The following is a 20,115-nucleotide window of genomic DNA, read 5'->3' as shown; positions in this document are numbered from 1 at the left end:
ACAATATGTGACAGCCGTCGCAGTTCGGCCGGGAAACCTACCATCGAGCTCATGACCGGTCCGCAATCGTTGCAGGTGGGCGAACACCGCGTTGCGATCACCCATCCGGACAAGGTGATCTTTCCCGAGTCGGGCCGAACCAAACTGGATCTGATCCGCTATTACCTCGCGGTCGCCGAGGGAGCATTGCGCGGCGTGGCGGATCGGCCGATGATCCTCAAACGCTTCGTCAAGGGGATCGCCGTGGAGGCGATCTTTCAGAAGCGCGCACCCGGCAACCGACCGGACTGGGTGGACGTCGCCGAACTGCGCTACGCGTCGGGCACCTCGGCGGCCGAGGCCGTCATCCACGATGCCGCCGGCCTGGTGTGGGCGGTCAATCTCGGCTGCGTGGACCTCAATCCGCACCCGGTGCGCGCCGGCGATCTGGACCACCCGGACGAGCTGCGGATCGACCTGGACCCGATGCCCGGCGTGGGTTGGCAGCAGATTGTCGACGCCGCCATGGTCGTGCGCGACGTGCTGGCCGAACACGGGCTGACCGGCTGGCCCAAGACGTCCGGGTCGCGAGGCTTCCATGTCTACGCCCGAATCACCCCGGACTGGCCGTTCACCAAGGTGCGATTGGCCGCCGAGGCGGTGGCGCGCGAGGTCGAGCGCCGGGCCCCTGACCTGGCCACCAGCCGCTGGTGGAAGGAGGAGCGGGGCACCCGGGTCTTTGTGGACTTCAACCAGAACGCCAAGGATCGCACCGTGGCATCGGCGTATTCGGTGCGCGCGACGCCCGACGCCCGGGTGTCGACCCCACTGCACTGGCACGAGGTGCCCGATTGCCGCCCGGAGGCATTCACGGTGGATACCGTGCCGGACCGGTTCGCCGCCCTCGGTGACCCGTGGGCGGGGATGGATGCGAGCGCCGGCGGCCTGAACCCGCTGCTGGCCCTCGCCGAGGAGCTCGGCCCCGCCGAGAAGGCGCCCAAAGGCGCCGGCCGTCGGCAGTCGACAATGCCGCTGATCGAGATCGCCCGCACCAAAACCCGCGACGAGGCGCTGGCCGCACTGGACCGCTGGCGCCAGCGCCACGCCACGGTGGCCGAGCAGCTGCAGCCGGCCGACGTCCTCGTCGACGGAATGCGCGGGCCCAGCTCGATCTGGTACCGGATCCGGATCAACCTGCAGCACGTGCCGGCCGAACAGCGGCCGCCGCAGGAGGAGTTGATCGCCGACTACAGCCCCTGGGAGGGCTATACCGGCAGTCAGCGGCCGCACCCGTAGGCCGTGACCTGCATCCGGAAACCAGCTAATCTCACGCGATGCGACAGTTGAGTCGGCGGGGGTTCTTCGGTGTCGCCGGGGCGGCCGGGCTGCTGGTGGCGGCGGGATGTTCGTCGGACAAGCCGGCCGGCAAACCCGACGGCAACGGGCCGGTGACCGTCACGCATCTCTTCGGGGAGACCACCGTTCCCGAGCCGCCGAAGCGGGTGGTCAGCGCCGGGTACACCGGACAGGATTTCCTGCTGGCGCTCGGTGTGGTTCCGGTCGCGGTGACCAACTGGTTCGGGGATCAGCCGTTCGCGACGTGGCCGTGGGCGCAGCCCAAGCTCGGCGATGCCCGGCCGGTGGTGTTGAACCTGGACAACGGGATTCAGCTCGATCAGATCGCCGGGTTGAAACCCGATTTGATCGTGGCGATCGACGCCGGGGTCGACGCCGACACCTACCAGAAGCTGACCGCGATCGCCCCGACGATCCCGCAGTCCGGTGGCGAGGCCTTCTTCGAGCCGTGGCACGACCAGGCCACCGCGATCGGCACGGCGGTGTTTCAGGCCGACCAGATGAAATCCCTGGTCGACGGGGTCGACCAGAAGTTCGCCGCGGTGGCGAAGGCCCACCCCGCTTTCAAAAGCAAGAAAGCCCTGCTGCTGGAAGGCCGGCTCGAGCGCGGCAATGCGGTCGCGGTGATGGGCTGGCGCACCGGAATTTTGAGCCAGATGGGTCTGACGATCGGCGAGGCCGCCAACTCGTTCGCCGCGGGGCAGCGCGCCGTCATCCCGCACGATCAGCTCAAGAACGTGCTCGGCGGTGTCGAGGTCTTGATCTGGACGACCGAGGGCGACGACGACAAGGCCGCGCTGCTCGCGGACCCGGAGGTCGCGCCGTTGGCAGATCGCAGCATTTTCACCACCGGTGATCTGGGTGCCGCGATCGCTTTCGCCTCCCCGCTGAGCTACCCGCTGGTGGCCGATCAGCTGCCGCCACTGATCGCCGCGCTCGCCCGCTGACGCCCCCTCTGAGCATTGAGTAAGGCACCTCTGGCAGTGTTCGAAAATTCCTGGCCGCGCCTGGTTACTCGGCGGTAGCGTCGATGAATGAGCGTGGCAACAGATCTGACGGTGACCGAATCCGTCCTTGATTACGGCGACAGGGCGCTGCTGCTGCAGTTCGACAGCACCGCCGACGTATTGGCGTGGTCGGCAGCACTGCGTGAGGCGGCGCTGCCCGGCGTGGTGGACATCGTCCCCGCATCCCGCACCGTGCTGGTGAAGCTCGAGGCCGCCCGCTACCGCGAGGCGACCAGGCAGCGGCTGCGGAAATTGCGGGTCGATCCCGCCACCACACCCACCGCGCCGCCCGCGGACCGGGTGGACGTGGTGATCGACGTCGTCTATGACGGCGCCGATCTGCCCGAAGTGGCCGACTACACCGGGCTGACGATCGCCCAAGTCATCAACGCGCACACCGCGACTCCGTGGCAGGTGGGATTCGGCGGATTCGCCCCGGGCTTCGCCTACCTGATCGGTGGCGACCCGCGACTGGTGATACCGCGACGGTCGGAGCCGCGCACCGCGGTACCCGCCGGCGCCGTCGGGCTGGCCGGGGAGTTCAGCGGCATCTACCCGCGCCGCTCCCCCGGCGGCTGGCAGTTGATCGGGCACACCGATGCGGTGCTCTGGGACATCGACCGACCCGAACCGGCGCTGCTGACCCCTGGACGCTGGGTCCAGTTCCGGGCCGTGTAGGCGCCGGACACACTGGGAGGAGAAGGCTGTGACCACCTTGGAAATCCTGCGTACCGGACCGCTGGCGCTGGTCGAGGATCTCGGCCGTGACGGGCAGGCCCATCTCGGCGTCAGCCGCTCCGGTGCGGCCGACCGGCGCTCGCACACCTTGGCCAATCGCCTGGTGGCCAATCCGGACGACCGCGCGACCATCGAGGTGATGTTCGGTGGATTCTCGGTCCGGGTCCGTGGCGGCGACGTCGACGTCGCGGTGACCGGCGCCGACACCGACCCCAGCGTCAATGGAGTTGTCTTCGGCACCAACAGCATCCAGCATGTCCGCGACGGTGAGGTGATTTCGCTGGGTACCCCGTATGCCGGGTTGCGCACCTATCTGGGGGTGCGGGGCGGCATCGACGTGGCGCCGGTGCTGGGCTCGCGAAGCTACGACGTGATGGCCGGCATCGGCCCGTTGCCGCTGCGGGCCGGCGATGTACTGACGGTCGGTGAACACACCACCGGCTATCCCGAGCTCGAGCAGGCGCCGGTGGCCGCCATCGAGGACGGCGGGGTGCTGGACCTGCAGGTGGTGCCCGGGCCGCGCGACGACTGGCTGGAGGACCCCGACGCCCTGGTGCACACCATCTGGATGGCCACCGACCACAGCGACCGGGTCGGGATGCGGCTGGAGGGCCGCCCGTTGCAGCACCGTTGGCCGGACCGCCAGTTGCCCAGCGAAGGCGCGATGCGCGGTGCGATTCAGGTGCCGCCCAACGGATTGCCGGTTATCCTCGGGCCCGACCATCCGGTCACCGGCGGCTATCCGGTGGTGGGTGTGGTCACCGAGGACGACGTCGACAAGCTGGCCCAGATCCGGCCCGGCCAGTACGTGCGGCTGCACTGGTCGCGGCCGCGGAGTCTCCCGTCGGGACGCCCCAGCTGGTAGACCAAAGAGTGTGCACAGCCAGATCTACACCGCCCGCCTGGTCCACACCGCCGATCTCGACCACGAAACCCGCCGCGGCACCCATCGGATGCTTGTCGAGGCGTACGGCGGTGAGTTCACCGACACCGACTGGCAGCACGCGCTGGGCGGCATGCATGCCCTCATCTGGCATCGTGGCGCGCTGATCGCCCACGGCGCCGTGGTCCAACGCAGACTGCTCCACGCCGGTGCCTCACTTCGCTGCGGCTATGTGGAAGCCGTTGCGGTGCAAGAGGACTGGCGGGGGCAGGGAATGGCCACCGCGGTGCTGGATGCGTGCGAACAGGTGATCCGCGGCGCCTATCAGCTGGGTGCGCTCAGCTCGGCGGGGTTCACCAGCCGCATCTACTCTTCTCGCGGCTGGTTGCCGTGGCGTGGCGCGACGTCGGTACTGGCGCCGAGCGGGCGGACCGATACCCCGGACGCCGACGGGACGGTGTTCGTGCTGCCCGTCACGGCTGAGTTGGATCCCACGATGGCGCTGACCTGCGACTGGCGCGACGGCACCATCTGGTAGGTAGCGTCGTGGGGGTGAGCGACTCCGACTTCAAACCTGATCCGGAACGATTCGACCGCCTCTACCGCGGTGAGCCGACCCTGCCCGGTCTGCCCGCGCCCACCGGCATCCCCTGGGATGTCGGCCAGGCGCAGCCGCGGTTGATGGAGTTGGAAGCTGTCGGCGCGATCCGCGGCGAGGTTCTCGACGTCGGCTGCGGGCTTGGTGACAACGCGATCTTCCTTGCCTCCCGCGGGTATTCGGTAACCGGGCTGGATGGTTCACCGGCAGCGATCGAGCGCTGCCGCACCCGGGCCGCCGAGGCGGGTGTCACGGTGTCCTTCGCTGTCGCCGACGCCACGAACCTGACCGGCTACGACGGACGCTTTGACACCGTCATCGACAGCGCGCTGTATCACTGCCTCGACGAAGACGGCCGCCGCGCCTATGCCGCCGGACTGCATCGGCTGACTCGCACCGGCGCTCGTCTGCACCTGTTCTGCTTCTCCGACGGCAACGTCAACGGGGTTGTCGCGCCGAACATGGCGGTCGCAGAATCCGACCTTCGCGACACCCTGGGCGGCAGCGGTTGGCGGATCGATTTCCTCGGCCCCACGACGTATCTGGCCAACACTGCCGGATTCGGCGCTGCACCAGACGACCTGCCTGAGGAGGTTCGTCAGCAGTTCGGAGCGGCCCGCGTGGCACAGATGCGGGAGAGCTTCTCCCGGATGACGACCATTGCGCCGCTGCTCGCCGACGAACGGGTGCATCTGCCGTTCACTGTGGTGCACGCCACTCGCGTCGACTGACGGCGCTCACCCTCACACCGGTTATCCCGGTGAGTTGATGTTCATCGGGCGGTGACCGCAGGCAGCATCCGGGCAACATCGCCTTCCTAACGTGGCCGCATGCCCCGCACGCACCTCATCACCGGCTGGAATCCCGAAGACGCCGTCGCCTGGGAGGCCGGCAACAAGGACATCGCCCGTCGCAATCTGATCTGGTCGACGGTCGCCGAACATGTCGGCTTCTCGATCTGGACGATCTGGTCGGTTCTGGTGCTTTTCATGCCGGAAGACGTCTACGGCTTCTCCACCGGTGACAAATTCCTGCTGGCCGCGACCGCCACCCTGGCGGGGGGATGTCTACGCATTCCCTACACGCTGGCCACCGCCACCTTCGGCGGCCGAAATTGGACGATGTGCTCGGCGTTCGCATTGCTGATTCCGACGCTGGGCGCCCTGTGGCTGCTAGCCCATCCCGGGCTGCCGCTGTGGCCGTACCTGTTGTGTGCCGCGCTATGCGGACTCGGTGGCGGAAACTTCGCGTCGTCGATGACCAACATCAACGCGTTCTACCCGCAGCGGCTCAAGGGCTGGGCGCTGGGCCTCAATGCCGGAGGCGGCAATATCGGGGTCCCGGTAATCCAGCTGGTCGGCCTGCTGGTCATCGCCCTCGCCGGCAACCGGGAACCGTACTGGGTCGGCGCGGTGTACCTGGTGCTGCTGGCCATCGCCGGTATCGGTGCCGCGTTTTACATGGACAACCTCGACCACCACCGCATCGACCTCACCGCGATGCGGTCAATCCTGTCCGAACGCGACACCTGGGTGGTCGCTCTGCTGTACATCGGCACCTTCGGCTCGTTCATCGGCTTCTCCTTCGCTTTCGGGCAGGTGCTGCAGATCAATTTCGCCACCGGTGGCCAAAGCGCATCGGCCGCGTCGCTGCACGCCGCCCAGATCGCGTTCATCGGCCCGCTTCTGGGCTCGGTTGCGCGGGTCTACGGCGGGAAACTGGCGGATCGGGTGGGCGGGGGCCGAGTCACGGTCGCGGTCTTCGCCGGCATGATCGTGGCCGCCGGCCTGCTAGTCGCGATCAGCATCAACCACACCGGCGCCGCGGTGACCGGCGTCGAGATGCTCGGGTACGTCCTCGGGTTCGTCGCCCTGTTCATCCTGTCCGGGATCGGCAACGGTTCGGTCTACAAGATGATCCCGTCGATCTTCGAGGCCCGCAGCCGATCGCTGCCGCTGACCGAACCGGAACGTCAGCAATGGTCGCGCGCGATGGCGGGGGCGCTGATCGGGCTCGCCGGAGCTATCGGGGCGCTGGGCGGTGTCGGTATCAATCTGGCGTTGCGCCAGTCGTATCTCACCAGCGGGTCGGCAACCACCGCGTTCGTCATCTTTCTGGTGTTCTACCTGGCCGCCGCCACGCTGACCTGGGCGCGGTATGTACGCCGGCCGATCTCGGTACACGAGGGCAGGCTCGCTCTGGCACGGGTGTGATATCCATGCGTGCAGTGCATCCGACGAGGGGAGCCACCTCGTGACTTCGAACTCAAGGGTGCCGGCATGCATGACACAGCCGGACGTCGTCGCTTATTTACAAGCCCGGCGCAATAACCAGTGGCGCAACCGGGGCTCGTAGCAAGCCCGCCCGGAAACACCGATCGGCATGCACATGCCGTGTCATAGCCCATGCGTAGCAACCTAATTCACTCATTTGCGTAATGTCGCGGAGCCGTCGCGGCCGCTGCTGCTGTCCCCGTTTCCCGGCCGCTGTTCGGCGCTCGCAGCATTCACAGGAGACGTCCAGCGTTAATGGAGCCACCGCACAACCAGTGTTGCGTATGCTCGTTCGAAATTAGGAGACGCACGTGACTACTAACAACGACGCGGCAGGGTCGACGACACACTCGCGATGTCGCCAGGTCATGGCCCGGACTGAGAGGTGCTGATGCTTCTCGAGTTCTGGAACAACTTCCGGCACAACCTGTTCAAGCCGCTGCTGCTGTTCTTCTATTTCGGCTTCCTGATGCGGTCGTTGCGGGTCAAGTTCGAGTTTCCGCAGGTCATCTATCAGGGCCTGACCATGTATCTGCTGCTCGCCATCGGCTGGCACGGTGGTGAAGAGCTCGCTGCCATCAAACCGTCCAGCATCGGCAGCGTCGTCGGCTTCATCGCCGTCGGCTTCGTGTTGAATCTGTCGATCGGATTCACCGCCTACCTGCTGCTCAACCGGATGACCTCGCTCCGCCGGATCGACAGGGCGACCATCGCCGGGTACTACGGATCGGATTCCGCCGGAACCTTCGCCACCTGCGTGGGCGTGCTGGCCGCTGCCGGAATCGCGTTCGACGCCTACATGCCGGTGATGTTGGCGGTGATGGAGATCCCCGGCTGTCTGGTGGCGCTCTATCTCGCCGCTCGACTGCGACACCGCGGGTTGGACGCCGACGGGTACATGCCTGATGAGCGGCGTGTACCGGCTAGCCTCGGCGCAGCCGCCGGACGTGCAGGCACATTCAAGATCGAAACAGCACCCCGCCCCGCCGCCGCTGGTCGAGGCAATGCGCGCCAGCCGCTACTTTCACCCGAACTGCTGCGCGAGGTATTGCTGAATCCCGGCCTGTGTCTGCTTTTCGGCGGCATCATGATCGGCTTGATCAGCGGACTTCAGGGTGACAAGGTGGTGCACGACGCCAACCCATTCTTCGTCGCACCGTTCCAAGGTGCGCTGTGCCTGTTCTTGCTCGAGATGGGCATGACCGCCGCACAGAAGATGAAGGACCTGCGGTACGCCGGTCGCGGTTTCATCGCCTTCGGCCTGCTGGCACCCAACATCTTCGCGATGCTCGGCATCATCACCGCGCACGCCTACGCCGGCCTAACCAATACGCCGTTTGCCCCCGGGACGTACCTGCTTTTTGCGGTGCTCTGCGCGGCCGCGTCCTACATCGCCGTTCCCGCGGTTCAACGGCTGGCGATCCCGGAAGCGAGTCCCTCACTGCCACTGGCTGCATCGCTGGCGTTGACATTCTCCTACAACGTCACCATCGGTATTCCGCTCTACATGGCGCTCTCTCATATCGTCCAGCACTGGTTCCCGGTATAGCGAGGCCGCCATGAAACAAACCCTGGGATTCCCGCTTCGCCGCCGACATCGGCCGTGGCGCAACAGGGGATCGTAGACCACCCCTTTGTCCGCAACGTTTGGGCTTTTCTTGGTTTCCTGCAATCCAATTCCTTCCCTATCAATCAAATAGGCGCAGCGCCGGTGATTTCCTCTTTACCTGTTCATCATCTGGCCGCAACGGAACGCGAATACCGAGATACCACAATCGCATTAGTCAGTTCCGAATGACCTGCAGCGACGGGCTTTTCGGAGCAGTTAGGGGTTAACTGATATGGACTTCGGAGCATTACCGCCAGAAATCAACTCGAGCAGAATGTATTCCGGCCCGGGTCCGGGACCGCTGCTGGCGGCCGCAACGGCTTGGGATGACCTCGCGGGTGAGCTGAGCTCGGCCGCGTCCTCCTACGATGCGACCATCGCCGGAATCCTCAGCGGTGCATGGTCAGGCCCGTCATCGGAGGCGATGGCCGCTGCGGCCACACCGTATATCGCGTGGCTCGGCGGCACGGCCGCTCAGGCTGAACTCGCCGCCGGCCAGATCAGGGCGGCAGTGGCGGCCTACGAGACCGCCTTCTCGGCGACGGTGCCACCGCCGGTGGTGGCCGCCAACCGATCCTTGCTGGCGACGCTGGTCGCAACCAACTTCCTCGGGATGAACACACCAGCGATCGCCGCCACCGAATTTCACTACGCCGAAATGTGGGCGCAGGACGCCGCGGCGATGTACGCCTATGCCGGAGCGTCCTCGACCGCCACCCAACTGGCGGCATTCAGCCCGCCGCCGCAGACGACCAATGAGGGCGGATTGGCCGCCCAGAGTGCGGCTACCGCCCAAAGCGCCGGAACGTCGGCGGGCACCGGTGTGCAATCGGCGCTTTCCCAGATAACGATTCCCGGCACTCTGCAGGCGGCGTCGACGGCCGGCACCACAACGACTTCGCCGTCATGGCTGGAATCGGTCTTGTCCAGTACCTCCACCATCGCGTCGAACCTCACCGGGGCCTACAGCCCGGTCGGGTTGGCGGGCATCCCCGGCGGCTGGTGGCTGACCGCCACGCAGATCCTCGGCCTGGCGCAAAATGTGCCCGGCGTCAACGCCCTGCTCGCCGGGCCCAAGCCGATTGTCGGTGGGCTGGGACCGCTTTCGGGCGGATACATCTCCCTGCAGTCACCGGCCCTGGTGTCGGCGGGTTCATCGGCGTCCGGAACGATCGGCGGCGCCGGTTTGGTCGGTGGGCTGTCGGTGCCCACGAACTGGGCCGCGGCGGTCCCGGCCGCGAATACCGCAGCGGTGGCAATGCCGGGCGCCGGCCTCAGCGTCGCCCCGGCCATCGTGTCCGGCGGCCAGACGGGCGCATTCACCGAGATGGCGCTCTCCAGCCTGGCCGGACGCGCACTCAGCGGTACCGCTGCACGCACCGTCGTGCAGTCCAGCGGCCGTGTGCTCGGGGCCACCGTCACCGCCCTCGACGCGGCCGACGATCCGACCACGGTCAACATCATCGTGATACCGCCCGAGGACTGAAGACAAGGGGCATGACAATGGATTTCTGGATGTTGCCGCCGGAGATAACCTCTGCGCGAATGTATTCCGGTCCCGGCGCCGGTTCGCTCCGAGCCGCGTCTGCTGGCTGGGACGCGCTGTCCGCCGAGCTGTCCTCCGCCGCAACCGCTTACAGCGACGCGATTTCCCGGCTGGTCGACGGTCCGTGGGAAGGCCCGTCGTCGATGTCGATGGCGGGCGCGGTGGCGCCGTACGTGGCCTGGCTGTCCAGTACCGCGGCGCAGGCCAAGGAGGCCGCCGCGCAGTCGATGGCTGCCGCGGCCGCCTACGACACGGCGTTCGCGGCGACAGTGCCGCCCGAGGCGATCGCGGCCAACCGCAGCCAGCTGGCCACACTGTTGGCCACCAACATATTCGGGCAGAACATTGCTGCGATCGCGGCCACCGAAGCGCAGTACGGACAGATGTGGGCGCAAGATGCCGCCGCCATGTCCGGCTATGCGGCTGCATCGGCGTCGGCCACCAAGCTGACCGAGTTCACTACGCCACCGCAGACCACCAGCGGTTCCGGGCTGTCCGCCCAAGCGGCCGCCGCGGCGCAGAACACCGGCACCTCGGGCGCTACCGGCGTGCAGTCGATCATGTCGCAGATTCAGGAGTTCCTGCAGAACATGGCCACAGCGACCACCGGCTACAACACCCAGATGGGCAACCTGCTGGGCAGCCTGACCGGGAATCCTGCTGCAGGATCGATGTATTCGAGCAGCTTCTCGACGCTGGCGTCGGTAACCAAGTTCTCCACCTTGGCTAACGACTCGATGAGCGCCCCCAACCTGGGCATGGTCCAGTTCAAGACGTTCTTTCAGCCGCCGACACCGGTCGAGCTGCCGAAATCATCGTTGGGTGCCGGCCTCGGCCTGGGATCCGGTCTCTCGTCGAGCGCGGTCCCGACCGCCTCGGCGGGTGTGGGGGAAGCCTCCGTGGTGGGACGCCTGTCGGTGCCGCCCAATTGGGCCAGCGCCACACCGGCGATCAGGCTGGCCAGCTCGATGTTGCCCGGCAGCGCGGTCGCCGCGGCCCCGGCGATGGGTGTCGGCACCGGGTTGCTGCCCGCCGCGGCGCTGGGAAGCATGGCCGGCGGCGCGATGGGCGGCACCGCACCGCGGGTCAACCCCGGAACTCGTGTGCTGACCCGCAGTTCGGCCGGAACCGACGACAAGGCGCCGGTCAAACTCGACGAGGTACTCGCCCAGTTGCAGCGACGGCCGGAAAAGGTGCAGCACTGGCAGGTCGACGAGGCCGGCCTCGACGATCTGGTCGCCGAACTGGCGAAGAAGCCCGGCAATCACGCCGTGCACCTGACCCGCAGCAAGCCAACACCATCCGCCGCATCCACGTCCCTGTTGGGCTAGTTCACCGCGAAAGAGGAGGAACCCATGCGCATACTGTCCGCACTACTGGCCGCATCCACGCTGGTGATGCTGTCCGCACCGGCCCACGCCGAGCCGGGCGAGAGTACCGACGCAGCCTTCCTCGGTTCGTTGCGCAGCGCCGGCATCACCTACAGCGACCCCGGTCAGGTCATCTCGGCCGCCCAATCGGTATGTGGCTTGATCAGCGGGGGCGAATCGGGGCTTCAGCTGCTGTCCGATCTCAAACACCACAACCCGGCGATCAGCACCGACGGGGCGGCCCAGTTCGCGGCACTCTCGGCACGCTTCTACTGTCCCCAGCAGTTGACGTCGGCTAGTTGACGCCGCCGTTCACTAACGTACATCTAACTCCCAGATTTCTCCCCGCCGCCTCCAAGTCGGCCCCATTACAGTCGCGCCGGTCACTCGCCGCCGCGTGGCCACAGCAGGGACGACCGAGGAGACTTCATTGACGCGCTCGCACCACATCGCCGACTGGAATCCGGAAGACACCGGGGCGTGGGAGGCCGGCAACAGCCGCATCGCCCGGCGCAACCTGATCTGCACGGTCGCCGGCGACCACGTCGCGTTCTCGATCTGGTCGCTGTGGTCGGTGATGGCGTTGTTCATGCCCGAACCGATCTACCACTTCACCCCCGGCGACAAGCTGCTGATCGGCGCCACCGCGACCTTGGTCGGCGGCTGTGTGCGCATCCCCTACACGCTGGGCATCGCGAAGTTCGGCGGCCGTAACTGGACGGTGCTGTCGTCGCTGGTGCTGCTGATCCCGGCCGTGGGCACGATCGTGTTGCTCGCCCATCCCGGCCTGCCGCTGTGGCCGTATCTGGCCTGCGCTGCGCTGACCGGACTCGGCGGCGGCAACTACGCCGCATCGCTGGCCAACGTCAATGCCTTCTACCCGCAGCGGCTCAAAGGCTGGGCGCTGGGTGTCAACGCCGGTTTCGGCAACCTCGGCGTGGCGGTCGTGCAGCTGGTCGGGCTGTTGGTGCTGTCCACCGCGGGTAACCGCGAGCCGTACTGGGTGTGCGCGGTGTATCTGGTGTTCCTCACCGTCGTCGCGATCGCCGCGGCCTTGTTCATGGACAACCTGGACCACAGCCTGGAGGTGGGCCACATCCGTTCGATCCTGTCGGTCCCGGACAGTTGGGTGGTCACACTGCTCTACACCTGCGCATTCGGGTCCTGGATCGGGTTCGCGTTCGCGTTCAGCCAGGTGTTGCACGTCAACTTCGAGGCGATGGGGCAAAGCCCCGGGGTCGCGTCGCTGCATACCCTGCAGGTCGCGTTCGTCGGACCGCTGCTGGGATCGCTGGCGCGGGTGGTCGGCGGCAAGCTGTCCGACCGGGTCGGCGGCGCCCGGGTAACCCTGGCGGTGTTCGTGGGCATGATCGTGGCGTCCGGGCTGCTGGTCGCGCTGAGTGTCCATGACGATCACATGCACGGCCCCAACCACATCAACGGCCAAACGCACACCCTGACCCTGGTGGGCTACATCGTCGGTTTCATCGCGCTGTTCATCCTGGCCGGCGTGGGCAACGGGTCGGTGTTCAAGCTGATCCCGTCGATCTTCGAGGCACGCAGCCGTTCGCTGGATGTCAGTGAACCCCAACGGCAGCACTGGGCCCGCACCCACGCCAGTGCCCTGATCGGGCTGGCCGCCACCGTCGGCGCCCTGGGCGGTGTGGCGATCAACCTGACGCTGCGGCAGTCCTACGCCAGCACCGGTTCGGAGACGTCGGCGTATCTGGTTTTCATGGCCGCCTACGTGGCCGCATCGGTGTTGACGTGGCGTCGCTATGTGCGGCGTCCGGTCACGGCGCCCGCCGTGCCGTCCGCGTCCTCCGCGGAAGTCGCGGCCAGCCGGCTGTGACAAGCCGCGCCCAATAGGCAACGCGGCGGCAATTGGCCGGTAACAGCGGCGAAACACCGCGGGCGTAAACCTCTTCTATGAGCCAGCCCGATCAGGTTTCGCTCACCGGCTACCGGGTTGCGGTGACGTCTGCCCACCGCGCCGAGGAGCTGTGCACCCTGCTGCGCCGCTACGGCGCGACAGTGGCTGCCGCACCGGCGATCACCATGATCAATCTGCCCGACGACGACGAATTGCATCGCAACACCGAGGCGCTGATCGCGCAGCCGCCGGACATGCTGATCGTGACCACAGCCGTCGGCTTCCGTAGCTGGATCGATGCCGCCGACGGGTGGGGCCTGGCAACCGATCTGATCGCCGCACTGGCCGGGGTCCGGATTCTGTCCCGCGGGCCGAAGGCCACCGGCGCGCTGCGTGCCGCCGGGCTGCCCGAGGAGTGGTCACCGGAATCCGAGTCGTCCGCCGAGGTGTTGCGCTACCTGCTGAAATCCGGTGTCACCGGGCAACGCATCGCGCTGCAGATGCACGGCAGCGTGGATTCGGACCCGGCGCCCGAGCTGCTCGACGGTCTACTCGCCGCCGGTGCTGACGTCGTGCCCATTCGGGTGTACCGCTGGCTGCCGGCCCCCCGCGGTGGCGCATTCGATCAGATCGTCGCCGGTATCGCACAGCGGCAATTCGACGCCGTCGCGTTCACCTCGGCGCCGGCCGCGGCATCCCTGATGCGCCGGGCCCACGAGTTGGGCATCGGGGACCGCGTTCTGGACGCGTTGCGCACCGAAGTGCGCGCGATGTGTGTAGGACCCGTCACCGCCCGCCCGCTGAGCCTGCTGGGTATCCCCGCGTCGTCGCCGCAGCGGATGCGGCTCGGCGCCTTGGCCCGTCACATCATCGACGAGTTGCCCCTGCTGCGGACCCACACCGTCTACGCCGCCGGACACCGCATCGAGATTCGGGGTACCTGCGTCTTCGTCGACGACAAGGTCAAGCCGCTGTCCCCGTCCGGAATGGCCGTGCTGCAGGCGTTGGCGCACCAGCCGGGCGCCGTCGTCAGCCGTGGCAACCTGCTGCGCGTCCTGCCGGGCAACGGCTCGGATACCCACGCAGTGGAAACGGCGATGCTGCGGCTGCGAACCACCCTGGGCGACAAGAGGATCATCACCACCGTCGTCAAGCGCGGTTACCGGCTGGCGATCGATGAGGCAACGGGCGCGGCATGAGTGTGATTCTGGTTGCCCACGGCACCCGTAAACCCGGTGGTGTCGCCATGATCGGCGATCTGGCACAGCGCGTCAGCCGGCACCTGGACCGCGTCGTGCAGGTGGCCTTCGTCGATGTGCTCGGCCCCACCCCCAGCGACGTTCTGGCGGCAGCTACCGGTCATCCGGCGATCGTGGTGCCGACGTTCCTGTCCCGCGGCTACCACGTCCGCGCCGATCTACCCGCCCATGTCGCGGCCAGCGGGCACCCCGATGTGACCGTCACCCCCGCCCTGGGGCCCAGCCGACAGGTGGTTCGCATCGTCGTTCAGCGACTGATCGAATCAGGCTGGCGGCCAGGCGACGCGGTGATCCTCGCGGCGGCCGGAACCTCGGACGCGGTGGCGCGCGCCGACCTGCGCAGCACGGCGGGGATGCTTGCGCAGCTGATCGGCTCCCCGGTGGATCTGGCGTTCGCCGCCACCGGCGGGCCCAGTGTGCCCGAAGCGGTTGCCGCCGCGCGTGCCCGAGGCGCACGGCGGGTCGTGGTGGCGTCCTACCTGCTGGCCGACGGGCTGTTCCAGGAGCAGTTGTGGGACAGCGGCGCCGACGTCGTCAGCGAACCGCTGGGCACCCATCCCCGATTGGCGACGTTGATCGCCGAGAAGTTCCACGCCGCGAACCAGCGCAATCTCGCGCGGATCTAGCCGCGGCGCCGCCGGATAGCGATCAGGCGGCGCGACCCACCTGGACGTAGCCGTCGACCACCCGGGTCGGGTACACCGGCACACCCATCGTGGGGTCGTCGAGGCAGCGGCCGTCGTCGAAGGCGAACGCCTGCTTCTTGATCGGCGACTGCACCGCCGACCGGCCGGCCCGGTCGCCGACGATGCCGCGGGACAGCACCGCCGCGCCGGAGAACGGGTCGATGTTGCCCAGTGCGTGCAGGGTTCCGTCATCGAGGCGGAACAACGCCGCCTGTGACCCGTCGGCCAGCAGCACCCCGACGCCTCGTCCCGGGATCAGGTGGTCGTAGGCGCACGCAGCGGTCCATGCCGGGTCGTTGCAAGCCGTCCCATTCGAGAACGGCACTGCGGTCCTGTCGTCGAGTAGGGTCATGACGCCTCCTTCTTGTCGCGCACCCGGGGCATGCCGATCGGCACCGGGGTCGGAATCATGCGGCCGTTGTGATCGACGAATGTCACTGTGTCGTCGGCGGTGTCGGGGGCGTTGACGAAGGACACGAACCGCGACAGCTTGGCCGGGTCCTCCAGGACGCCTTTCCACTCGCACTCGTAGCCGGCGACGTGGCGGGCCATCGCCGCCTCGAATTCCCCGGCCAAGCCCAACGAGTCGTCGCAGACGACCTCGCGCAGATGCTCCAGTCCGCCGTCGAGCGCTTCGAGCCAGGGCGCGGTGCGCTGCAACCGGTCGGCGGTGCGGATGTAGAACATCAGGAACCGGTCGATGTAGCGCACCAGCGTCTCATCATCGAGGTCGCTGGCCAGCAGTTGGGCGTGTTTGGGTGTCATCCCACCGTTGCCGCAGACGTAAAGGTTCCAGCCGTTCTCGGTGGCGATCACCCCGACGTCCTTGCCGCGGGCCTCCGCGCATTCCCGCGCACACCCCGACACGCCCATCTTGATCTTGTGCGGCGCCCGCAGACCGCGGTAGCGCAACTCCAAGTCGATGGCCATCTGCACCGAGTCCTGCTGGCCGTATCTGCACCAGTCGCTGCCGACACAGCTTTTCACGGTGCGCAGTGACTTGCCGTACGCCTGACCGGATTCCATGCCCGCGTCGACCAACCGCTGCCAGATCTCCGGCAGCTGGTCCACCCGCGCACCGAACATGTCGATCCGCTGGCCGCCGGTGATCTTGGTGTAAAGCCCGAATTCCTGTGCGATCTGGCCGATCAGGATCAGGTGCTCGGGTTTGATGTCACCGCCGGGGACGCGCGGCACCACCGAATAGCTGCCGTTGCGCTGGATGTTGGCCAGGAAGTGGTCGTTGGAATCCTGCAACGACGCCTGCTCGCCATCGAGGATGTGCTCGGAGCTGGTGGAGGCCAGGATCGACGCGACGGTGGGCTTGCAGATGTCGCAGCCCTTTCCGGTGCCGAACTTCTCCAGCAGGCCGGAAAAGGTGCGGATCTCGGTCGCCGAGATGATCTCGAACAGCTCGGCGCGGGATTGGCTGAAGTGCTCGCACAGCGCCTTGGATTGCGCGACGCCTTCGGCTTCCAGCAGTTGCTTGAGCAGCGGGATGCACGACCCGCAGGAGGTGCCGGCCGTCGTGCAGGTTTTCAGGTCGGCCACACTGCCGCAGCCGTCGGCGATCGCGCATTTGAGGTCGCCCTTGGTGACGTTGTTGCACGAGCAGATCTGCGCGGAGTCCGGCAGCGCGCCGATGCCCAATGCTGCTGCACCGTCGCCGGATTGGGCGGGCGCGATCAGGCTGAGCGGATCACCGGGAAGCTGCGAGCCGACCATCGGACGCAGAATCCCGTAGGCGGATGCATCACCGACCAGGATGCCGCCCAGCAGCGTCTTGGCATCGTCGGAGAGCACCAGCTTGGCGTAGGTCTGGTTCACCGCGTCGTTGATGACCACCTGCAGACTGTCTTTGGTGGTGCCCATGGCGTCCCCGAAGCTTGCGACGTCGACACCGAGCAGCTTGAGTTTGGTGGACAGGTCGGCTTCGGGGAACTCCGCGCCGCCGGCCAGCAACCGGTCGACCACCACCTCGGCGCTGGTGTAGCCCGGACCGACCAGGCCGTAACACCGGCCTTCGATCGCGGCGACCTCGCCAACCGCATAGATGTCGGGATCGCTGGTGACACAAGACAGATCGGTGAGCACGCCGCCGCGGGCGGCGAGGGTGATCCCCGCCTCGGCGGCCAGTTCGTCGCGCGGCCGCACACCGGTGGCAAAGATCACCAGCCCCGCCTCGATGATGCCCTCGGTGCCGTCCTCGATCACCCGCACCTCCAGCGTGCTGGTGCCGTCGGCGTGCGTCACCTGCTCGATCTCCTCGAGGCCGGTGTCGGTGTGCACGACGATGTCCAGTTCGGTGATCATCCGGCCCAACAGCGCACCGCCGGCCTCGTCGACCTGCTGCGACATCAACCGGGGCGACTTCTCGACGACGTGCGGGGTCATCCCGAAGCTGCGCAGCGCGTTGGCGGCCTCGAGGCCGAGCAACCCACCGCCGATGACCACGCCGGCGCTGGTGTGGCCACCGTCCAGGGCGGCCTGCACGTCGGAACGGATGCGGTCCATGTCGTCGAGGGTCCGGTAGACGTGGCAGCCGGGCAGGTTGTGGCCGCGCACCGGCGGGACGAAAGCGTAGGACCCGGTGGCCAGCACCAGCTTGTCGTAGCCGTACCGGGTTCCGTCGGCGGCCAGCACCGTCTTGTTCGCCCGGTCGATCTCGGTGACCCGGGTGCTCAGCAGCAGCCGGACCCGCTCGTCCTCGGCGTAATCGTTGCCGGGTAACGCCATTTGGTCGCGATCCCAGCTCTCGGTATAGGCCGTCAGCCCGACCCGGTCGTAGGCGGCGTCGGATTCCTCGGCCAACACGGTGACCCGCCACCGGCCCCCGGTGTCACGGGCGCGCAGGGCCTCGACCAGCCGGTGGCCCACCATGCCGTGACCGACCACGACAACGTCGCGCCCGGCAGCATGGTTCTCGGTGATGGCCATGAGACGAAGGGTAAGTAGCCGATATTGCGGCAATGTCGCGCCGTGTGACGTCCAGATTACGAGGCACTCACCCAGATGTAATTCGGCTGTCAGTAGTTGTGGGGCCCTTCACATTTGCGGCGGGCCGCGACGTTCGCTCACAGCTGACTCCATGCGGAACTTAAGCGACCTCCACTCATGTTTGTACGGGTAGCGGACCGACACCCGGTCGGTCGTCACAAACGAGGAGAGATCGATGAGCAACCTGACACTGCGGGCACGACGTTTCGACACTGACCGCTGGGTACGCGACGCGTTCGGACCGGCAGCCGTCGGTGACTGGTACAAGCCGCTCGCCGAGGGATTCCATCCGGCGGCCGACGTCGACAAGGACGGCGACGACGCCGTCGTGCGCCTGGAACTGCCCGGTGTCGACGTCGACAAGGACGTCCAGGTGGAGTTGGACCGCGGACGTCTGGTGGTGCATGGGGAGCGCCGCGATGAGCGGACGACCGATGAGGCCGGTCGCACGCTGCGCGAGGTCCGCTACGGTTCATTCCGCCGGTCCTTCACGTTGCCCGCCCATGTGACCGGCGACGCCATCTCGGCGTCCTACGACGCGGGTGTGCTGACCGTGCGGGTTGCCGGTGTATACGCCGGAACCCAGGCGCAGAAGATCGCGATCACCAAGTAGCGCGCGGGCCCCGCGAAAAGACGCAAATGTGCCCATTTCCCGCGGGAAATGGGCACATTTGCGTCTGGTGGCGCTAAGTTACGCGTTACGCCCAGCGGGTCAGGATCTGCTTGGCGTGGGCGCCCAGTGCGGCCTGGAAGAACGGGCCGAAGCTGATCCGCGCCACACCCAGCGGCCCGAACGCGGCCGGATCATCCTGATCCGGCACCGCGATCGCGTTGACCGGCAGCGGCAGCTCAGCCGCCAAGCGCCGCAACGTATCCGGGTCGTGGCGGCCGACCGGGTACAGCACGTCGGCGCCTGCCTGCGCGGACTCGGTCAACCGGGCCACCGCGCGATCGACCCGATCGGCGTCGTCACCGTCCTTGCGCAGGAACAGATCCGTGCGCGCGTTGACCACCACGTGCACCCCGGCGCTGTCCGCCGCGGCGCGCAGACCCCCGACCAGTTCGGCATGCTCGCCCGATGACCGCAGCCGCTTGCCCTCGCTGTGCACGCTGTCCTCGATGTTGAGCCCGACGGCGCCGACGCTGAGCAGTCCGTCGATCAGCCTGGCCGGCGCCTGCCCGTAGCCGGATTCGATGTCGACCGACACCGGCACCGCCACCGCGTCGGTGATCTGCGCGACGCGGGCGAGCAGGTCGTCGAAACTCATCCCCTCGTTGTCGGCCTTGCCGATCGAATCGGACACCGGGTGGCTGCCCACCGTCAGAGCCGCAAAGCCCGCCTGAACCGCCAACTTCGCCGACCAGGCGTCCCACACGGTCGGCAGGATCACCGGATTACCGGGTTGGTGCAGGGCCAGCAGGGCCGAAGCCCGCTCGGCCAGAACGTCCTGACTGGGCATTTCGTCAACCTTTCCATGTCGATCGTCCGGGACGGAACCCAGACGTGACCTGTCTCACGCCGGGTTCGTGATGTCGCTAGCATCGGGTGTCGTAATGTGACCCTTGACACCTTCAGCCCAAGGAGGTCCGTTGTCCAGCACCGCCGAACTGGCCGAGCTCCACAACTTGATCGGTGGCCTACGCCGGTGCGTGACCGCGTTGAAGTCGCGGTTCGGTGAAGCCCCCGGGATGCGCCGAATCGTCCTGGACGCCGAGCGCATCCTCAGCGACGTCGAATTGCTCGACATCGACGCCAACGAACTCGACCTGGAGCGCTGGGCGGCACAGCACACGCAGGAGAAGATCCAGATTCCCGACACCGACTACGACTTCGAGTTCTGGCGCGACGTCGACGACGAAGGTGTCGGCGGCCAGGACAAACCCTGACCTATCCCCGCGATACCGGGTGCCCAGCCTGAGCACCCCTGATGAACCACGTAG

At 67.2% G+C, this 20,115-nt stretch carries 19 protein-coding genes; 16 read left to right on the top strand and 3 right to left on the bottom strand.

Annotation, left to right across the window (positions count from 1 at the left end):
• Window positions 1-51 precede the first annotated feature (51 nt).
• The 14 genes from ligD (at window position 52) to AC5Y36_RS10335 (ending at window position 15,117) form a co-directional block, all read left to right on the top strand.
• Window positions 52-1,275, top strand: coding sequence for a non-homologous end-joining DNA ligase (gene ligD / locus AC5Y36_RS10400; RefSeq protein ID WP_500040801.1), 1,224 nt, complete (start codon window positions 52-54; stop codon window positions 1,273-1,275).
• A gap of 38 nt (window positions 1,276-1,313) precedes the next feature.
• The gene (locus AC5Y36_RS10395; RefSeq protein ID WP_500040800.1) at window positions 1,314-2,282 is read left to right on the top strand and encodes an ABC transporter substrate-binding protein; all 969 of its coding nucleotides are present in this window, start codon (window positions 1,314-1,316) and stop codon (window positions 2,280-2,282) included.
• Between the two features lie 87 nt (window positions 2,283-2,369).
• Entirely contained in the window at window positions 2,370-3,020 is a 651-nt protein-coding gene (locus tag AC5Y36_RS10390) for a 5-oxoprolinase subunit B family protein (protein WP_500040799.1), read from the top strand.
• A gap of 28 nt (window positions 3,021-3,048) precedes the next feature.
• Complete coding sequence (locus AC5Y36_RS10385) at window positions 3,049-3,945, top strand: 5-oxoprolinase/urea amidolyase family protein (RefSeq protein WP_500040798.1); 897 nt, start codon at window positions 3,049-3,051, stop codon at window positions 3,943-3,945.
• Between the two features lie 10 nt (window positions 3,946-3,955).
• Entirely contained in the window at window positions 3,956-4,501 is a 546-nt protein-coding gene (locus AC5Y36_RS10380) for a GNAT family N-acetyltransferase (RefSeq protein WP_500040797.1), read from the top strand.
• A 14-nt stretch (window positions 4,502-4,515) separates the two neighbouring features.
• Window positions 4,516-5,292: a class I SAM-dependent methyltransferase gene (locus tag AC5Y36_RS10375; protein WP_500040796.1), complete on the top strand. Its 777-nt coding sequence runs from the start codon at window positions 4,516-4,518 to the stop codon at window positions 5,290-5,292.
• A 99-nt stretch (window positions 5,293-5,391) separates the two neighbouring features.
• Window positions 5,392-6,774, top strand: coding sequence for a nitrate/nitrite transporter (locus tag AC5Y36_RS10370; protein ID WP_500040795.1), 1,383 nt, complete (start codon window positions 5,392-5,394; stop codon window positions 6,772-6,774).
• A 451-nt stretch (window positions 6,775-7,225) separates the two neighbouring features.
• A complete protein-coding gene (locus AC5Y36_RS10365) occupies window positions 7,226-8,383 on the top strand; it encodes a sodium-dependent bicarbonate transport family permease (RefSeq protein WP_500040825.1) in 1,158 nt (385 codons plus the stop codon).
• Between the two features lie 292 nt (window positions 8,384-8,675).
• Window positions 8,676-9,929, top strand: a complete 1,254-nt coding sequence (locus AC5Y36_RS10360) for a PPE family protein (protein ID WP_500040794.1) — start codon at window positions 8,676-8,678, stop codon at window positions 9,927-9,929.
• 17 nt (window positions 9,930-9,946) lie between these two features.
• A complete protein-coding gene (locus tag AC5Y36_RS10355) occupies window positions 9,947-11,320 on the top strand; it encodes a PPE family protein (protein ID WP_500040793.1) in 1,374 nt (457 codons plus the stop codon).
• A 24-nt stretch (window positions 11,321-11,344) separates the two neighbouring features.
• The gene (locus tag AC5Y36_RS10350) at window positions 11,345-11,662 is read left to right on the top strand and encodes a DUF732 domain-containing protein (RefSeq protein WP_500040792.1); all 318 of its coding nucleotides are present in this window, start codon (window positions 11,345-11,347) and stop codon (window positions 11,660-11,662) included.
• A 127-nt stretch (window positions 11,663-11,789) separates the two neighbouring features.
• Window positions 11,790-13,211: an MFS transporter gene (locus AC5Y36_RS10345; protein ID WP_500040791.1), complete on the top strand. Its 1,422-nt coding sequence runs from the start codon at window positions 11,790-11,792 to the stop codon at window positions 13,209-13,211.
• Between the two features lie 77 nt (window positions 13,212-13,288).
• On the top strand, window positions 13,289-14,431 hold the full coding sequence (locus tag AC5Y36_RS10340; protein ID WP_500040790.1) for a uroporphyrinogen-III synthase: 1,143 nt from the start codon (window positions 13,289-13,291) through the stop codon (window positions 14,429-14,431).
• Window positions 14,428-15,117, top strand: a complete 690-nt coding sequence (locus tag AC5Y36_RS10335) for a sirohydrochlorin chelatase (protein ID WP_500040789.1) — start codon at window positions 14,428-14,430, stop codon at window positions 15,115-15,117. The genes AC5Y36_RS10340 and AC5Y36_RS10335 overlap by 4 nt, the downstream gene beginning before the upstream one ends.
• A 22-nt stretch (window positions 15,118-15,139) precedes the next feature.
• On the opposite strand, the gene nirD is transcribed toward AC5Y36_RS10335, so the two are convergent.
• The gene (nirD, locus tag AC5Y36_RS10330; RefSeq protein ID WP_500040788.1) at window positions 15,140-15,529 is read right to left on the bottom strand and encodes a nitrite reductase small subunit NirD; all 390 of its coding nucleotides are present in this window, start codon (window positions 15,527-15,529) and stop codon (window positions 15,140-15,142) included.
• Window positions 15,526-18,114, bottom strand: a complete 2,589-nt coding sequence (gene nirB, locus AC5Y36_RS10325; RefSeq protein ID WP_500040787.1) for a nitrite reductase large subunit NirB — start codon at window positions 18,112-18,114, stop codon at window positions 15,526-15,528. The genes nirD and nirB overlap by 4 nt, the downstream gene beginning before the upstream one ends.
• A 235-nt stretch (window positions 18,115-18,349) precedes the next feature.
• On the opposite strand from nirB, the gene AC5Y36_RS10320 reads away from it, so the two are divergent.
• Window positions 18,350-18,787, top strand: a complete 438-nt coding sequence (locus AC5Y36_RS10320) for an Hsp20/alpha crystallin family protein (protein WP_500040786.1) — start codon at window positions 18,350-18,352, stop codon at window positions 18,785-18,787.
• An 85-nt stretch (window positions 18,788-18,872) separates the two neighbouring features.
• Here the strand turns inward: AC5Y36_RS10320 and AC5Y36_RS10315 are convergent, their stop codons facing one another.
• Window positions 18,873-19,634, bottom strand: a complete 762-nt coding sequence (locus tag AC5Y36_RS10315; RefSeq protein WP_500040785.1) for an isocitrate lyase/PEP mutase family protein — start codon at window positions 19,632-19,634, stop codon at window positions 18,873-18,875.
• Window positions 19,635-19,764: 130 nt separating this feature from the next.
• On the opposite strand from AC5Y36_RS10315, the gene AC5Y36_RS10310 reads away from it, so the two are divergent.
• Window positions 19,765-20,061: an Rv0250c family protein gene (locus AC5Y36_RS10310; RefSeq protein WP_500040784.1), complete on the top strand. Its 297-nt coding sequence runs from the start codon at window positions 19,765-19,767 to the stop codon at window positions 20,059-20,061.
• Window positions 20,062-20,115 lie beyond the last annotated feature (54 nt).

The sequence above is a fragment of the Mycobacterium sp. NGS50 genome, assembly GCF_059812545.1.
The sequence above is the reverse complement of the archived record's forward strand: the minus strand, read 5'-3'. Positions and strand labels throughout refer to the sequence as shown.

Excerpts from the sequence above, each read along its gene's own strand:
- AC5Y36_RS10395 (WP_500040800.1), top strand. The coding sequence starts at position 1,314 with ATGCGACAGTTGAGTCGGCGGGGGTTCTTCGGTGTCGCCGGGGCGGCC.
- AC5Y36_RS10335 (WP_500040789.1), top strand. The coding sequence starts at position 14,428 with ATGAGTGTGATTCTGGTTGCCCACGGCACCCGTAAACCCGGTGGTGTC.
- AC5Y36_RS10390 (WP_500040799.1), top strand. The coding sequence starts at position 2,370 with ATGAGCGTGGCAACAGATCTGACGGTGACCGAATCCGTCCTTGATTAC.
- AC5Y36_RS10340 (WP_500040790.1), top strand. The coding sequence starts at position 13,289 with ATGAGCCAGCCCGATCAGGTTTCGCTCACCGGCTACCGGGTTGCGGTG.
- AC5Y36_RS10365 (WP_500040825.1), top strand. The coding sequence starts at position 7,226 with ATGCTTCTCGAGTTCTGGAACAACTTCCGGCACAACCTGTTCAAGCCG.
- AC5Y36_RS10315 (WP_500040785.1), bottom strand. The coding sequence starts at position 19,634 with ATGCCCAGTCAGGACGTTCTGGCCGAGCGGGCTTCGGCCCTGCTGGCC.
- AC5Y36_RS10355 (WP_500040793.1), top strand. The coding sequence starts at position 9,947 with ATGGATTTCTGGATGTTGCCGCCGGAGATAACCTCTGCGCGAATGTAT.
- AC5Y36_RS10350 (WP_500040792.1), top strand. The coding sequence starts at position 11,345 with ATGCGCATACTGTCCGCACTACTGGCCGCATCCACGCTGGTGATGCTG.
- AC5Y36_RS10360 (WP_500040794.1), top strand. The coding sequence starts at position 8,676 with ATGGACTTCGGAGCATTACCGCCAGAAATCAACTCGAGCAGAATGTAT.
- nirD (WP_500040788.1), bottom strand. The coding sequence starts at position 15,529 with ATGACCCTACTCGACGACAGGACCGCAGTGCCGTTCTCGAATGGGACG.
- ligD (WP_500040801.1), top strand. The coding sequence starts at position 52 with ATGACCGGTCCGCAATCGTTGCAGGTGGGCGAACACCGCGTTGCGATC.
- nirB (WP_500040787.1), bottom strand. The coding sequence starts at position 18,114 with ATGGCCATCACCGAGAACCATGCTGCCGGGCGCGACGTTGTCGTGGTC.
- AC5Y36_RS10370 (WP_500040795.1), top strand. The coding sequence starts at position 5,392 with ATGCCCCGCACGCACCTCATCACCGGCTGGAATCCCGAAGACGCCGTC.
- AC5Y36_RS10320 (WP_500040786.1), top strand. The coding sequence starts at position 18,350 with ATGAGCAACCTGACACTGCGGGCACGACGTTTCGACACTGACCGCTGG.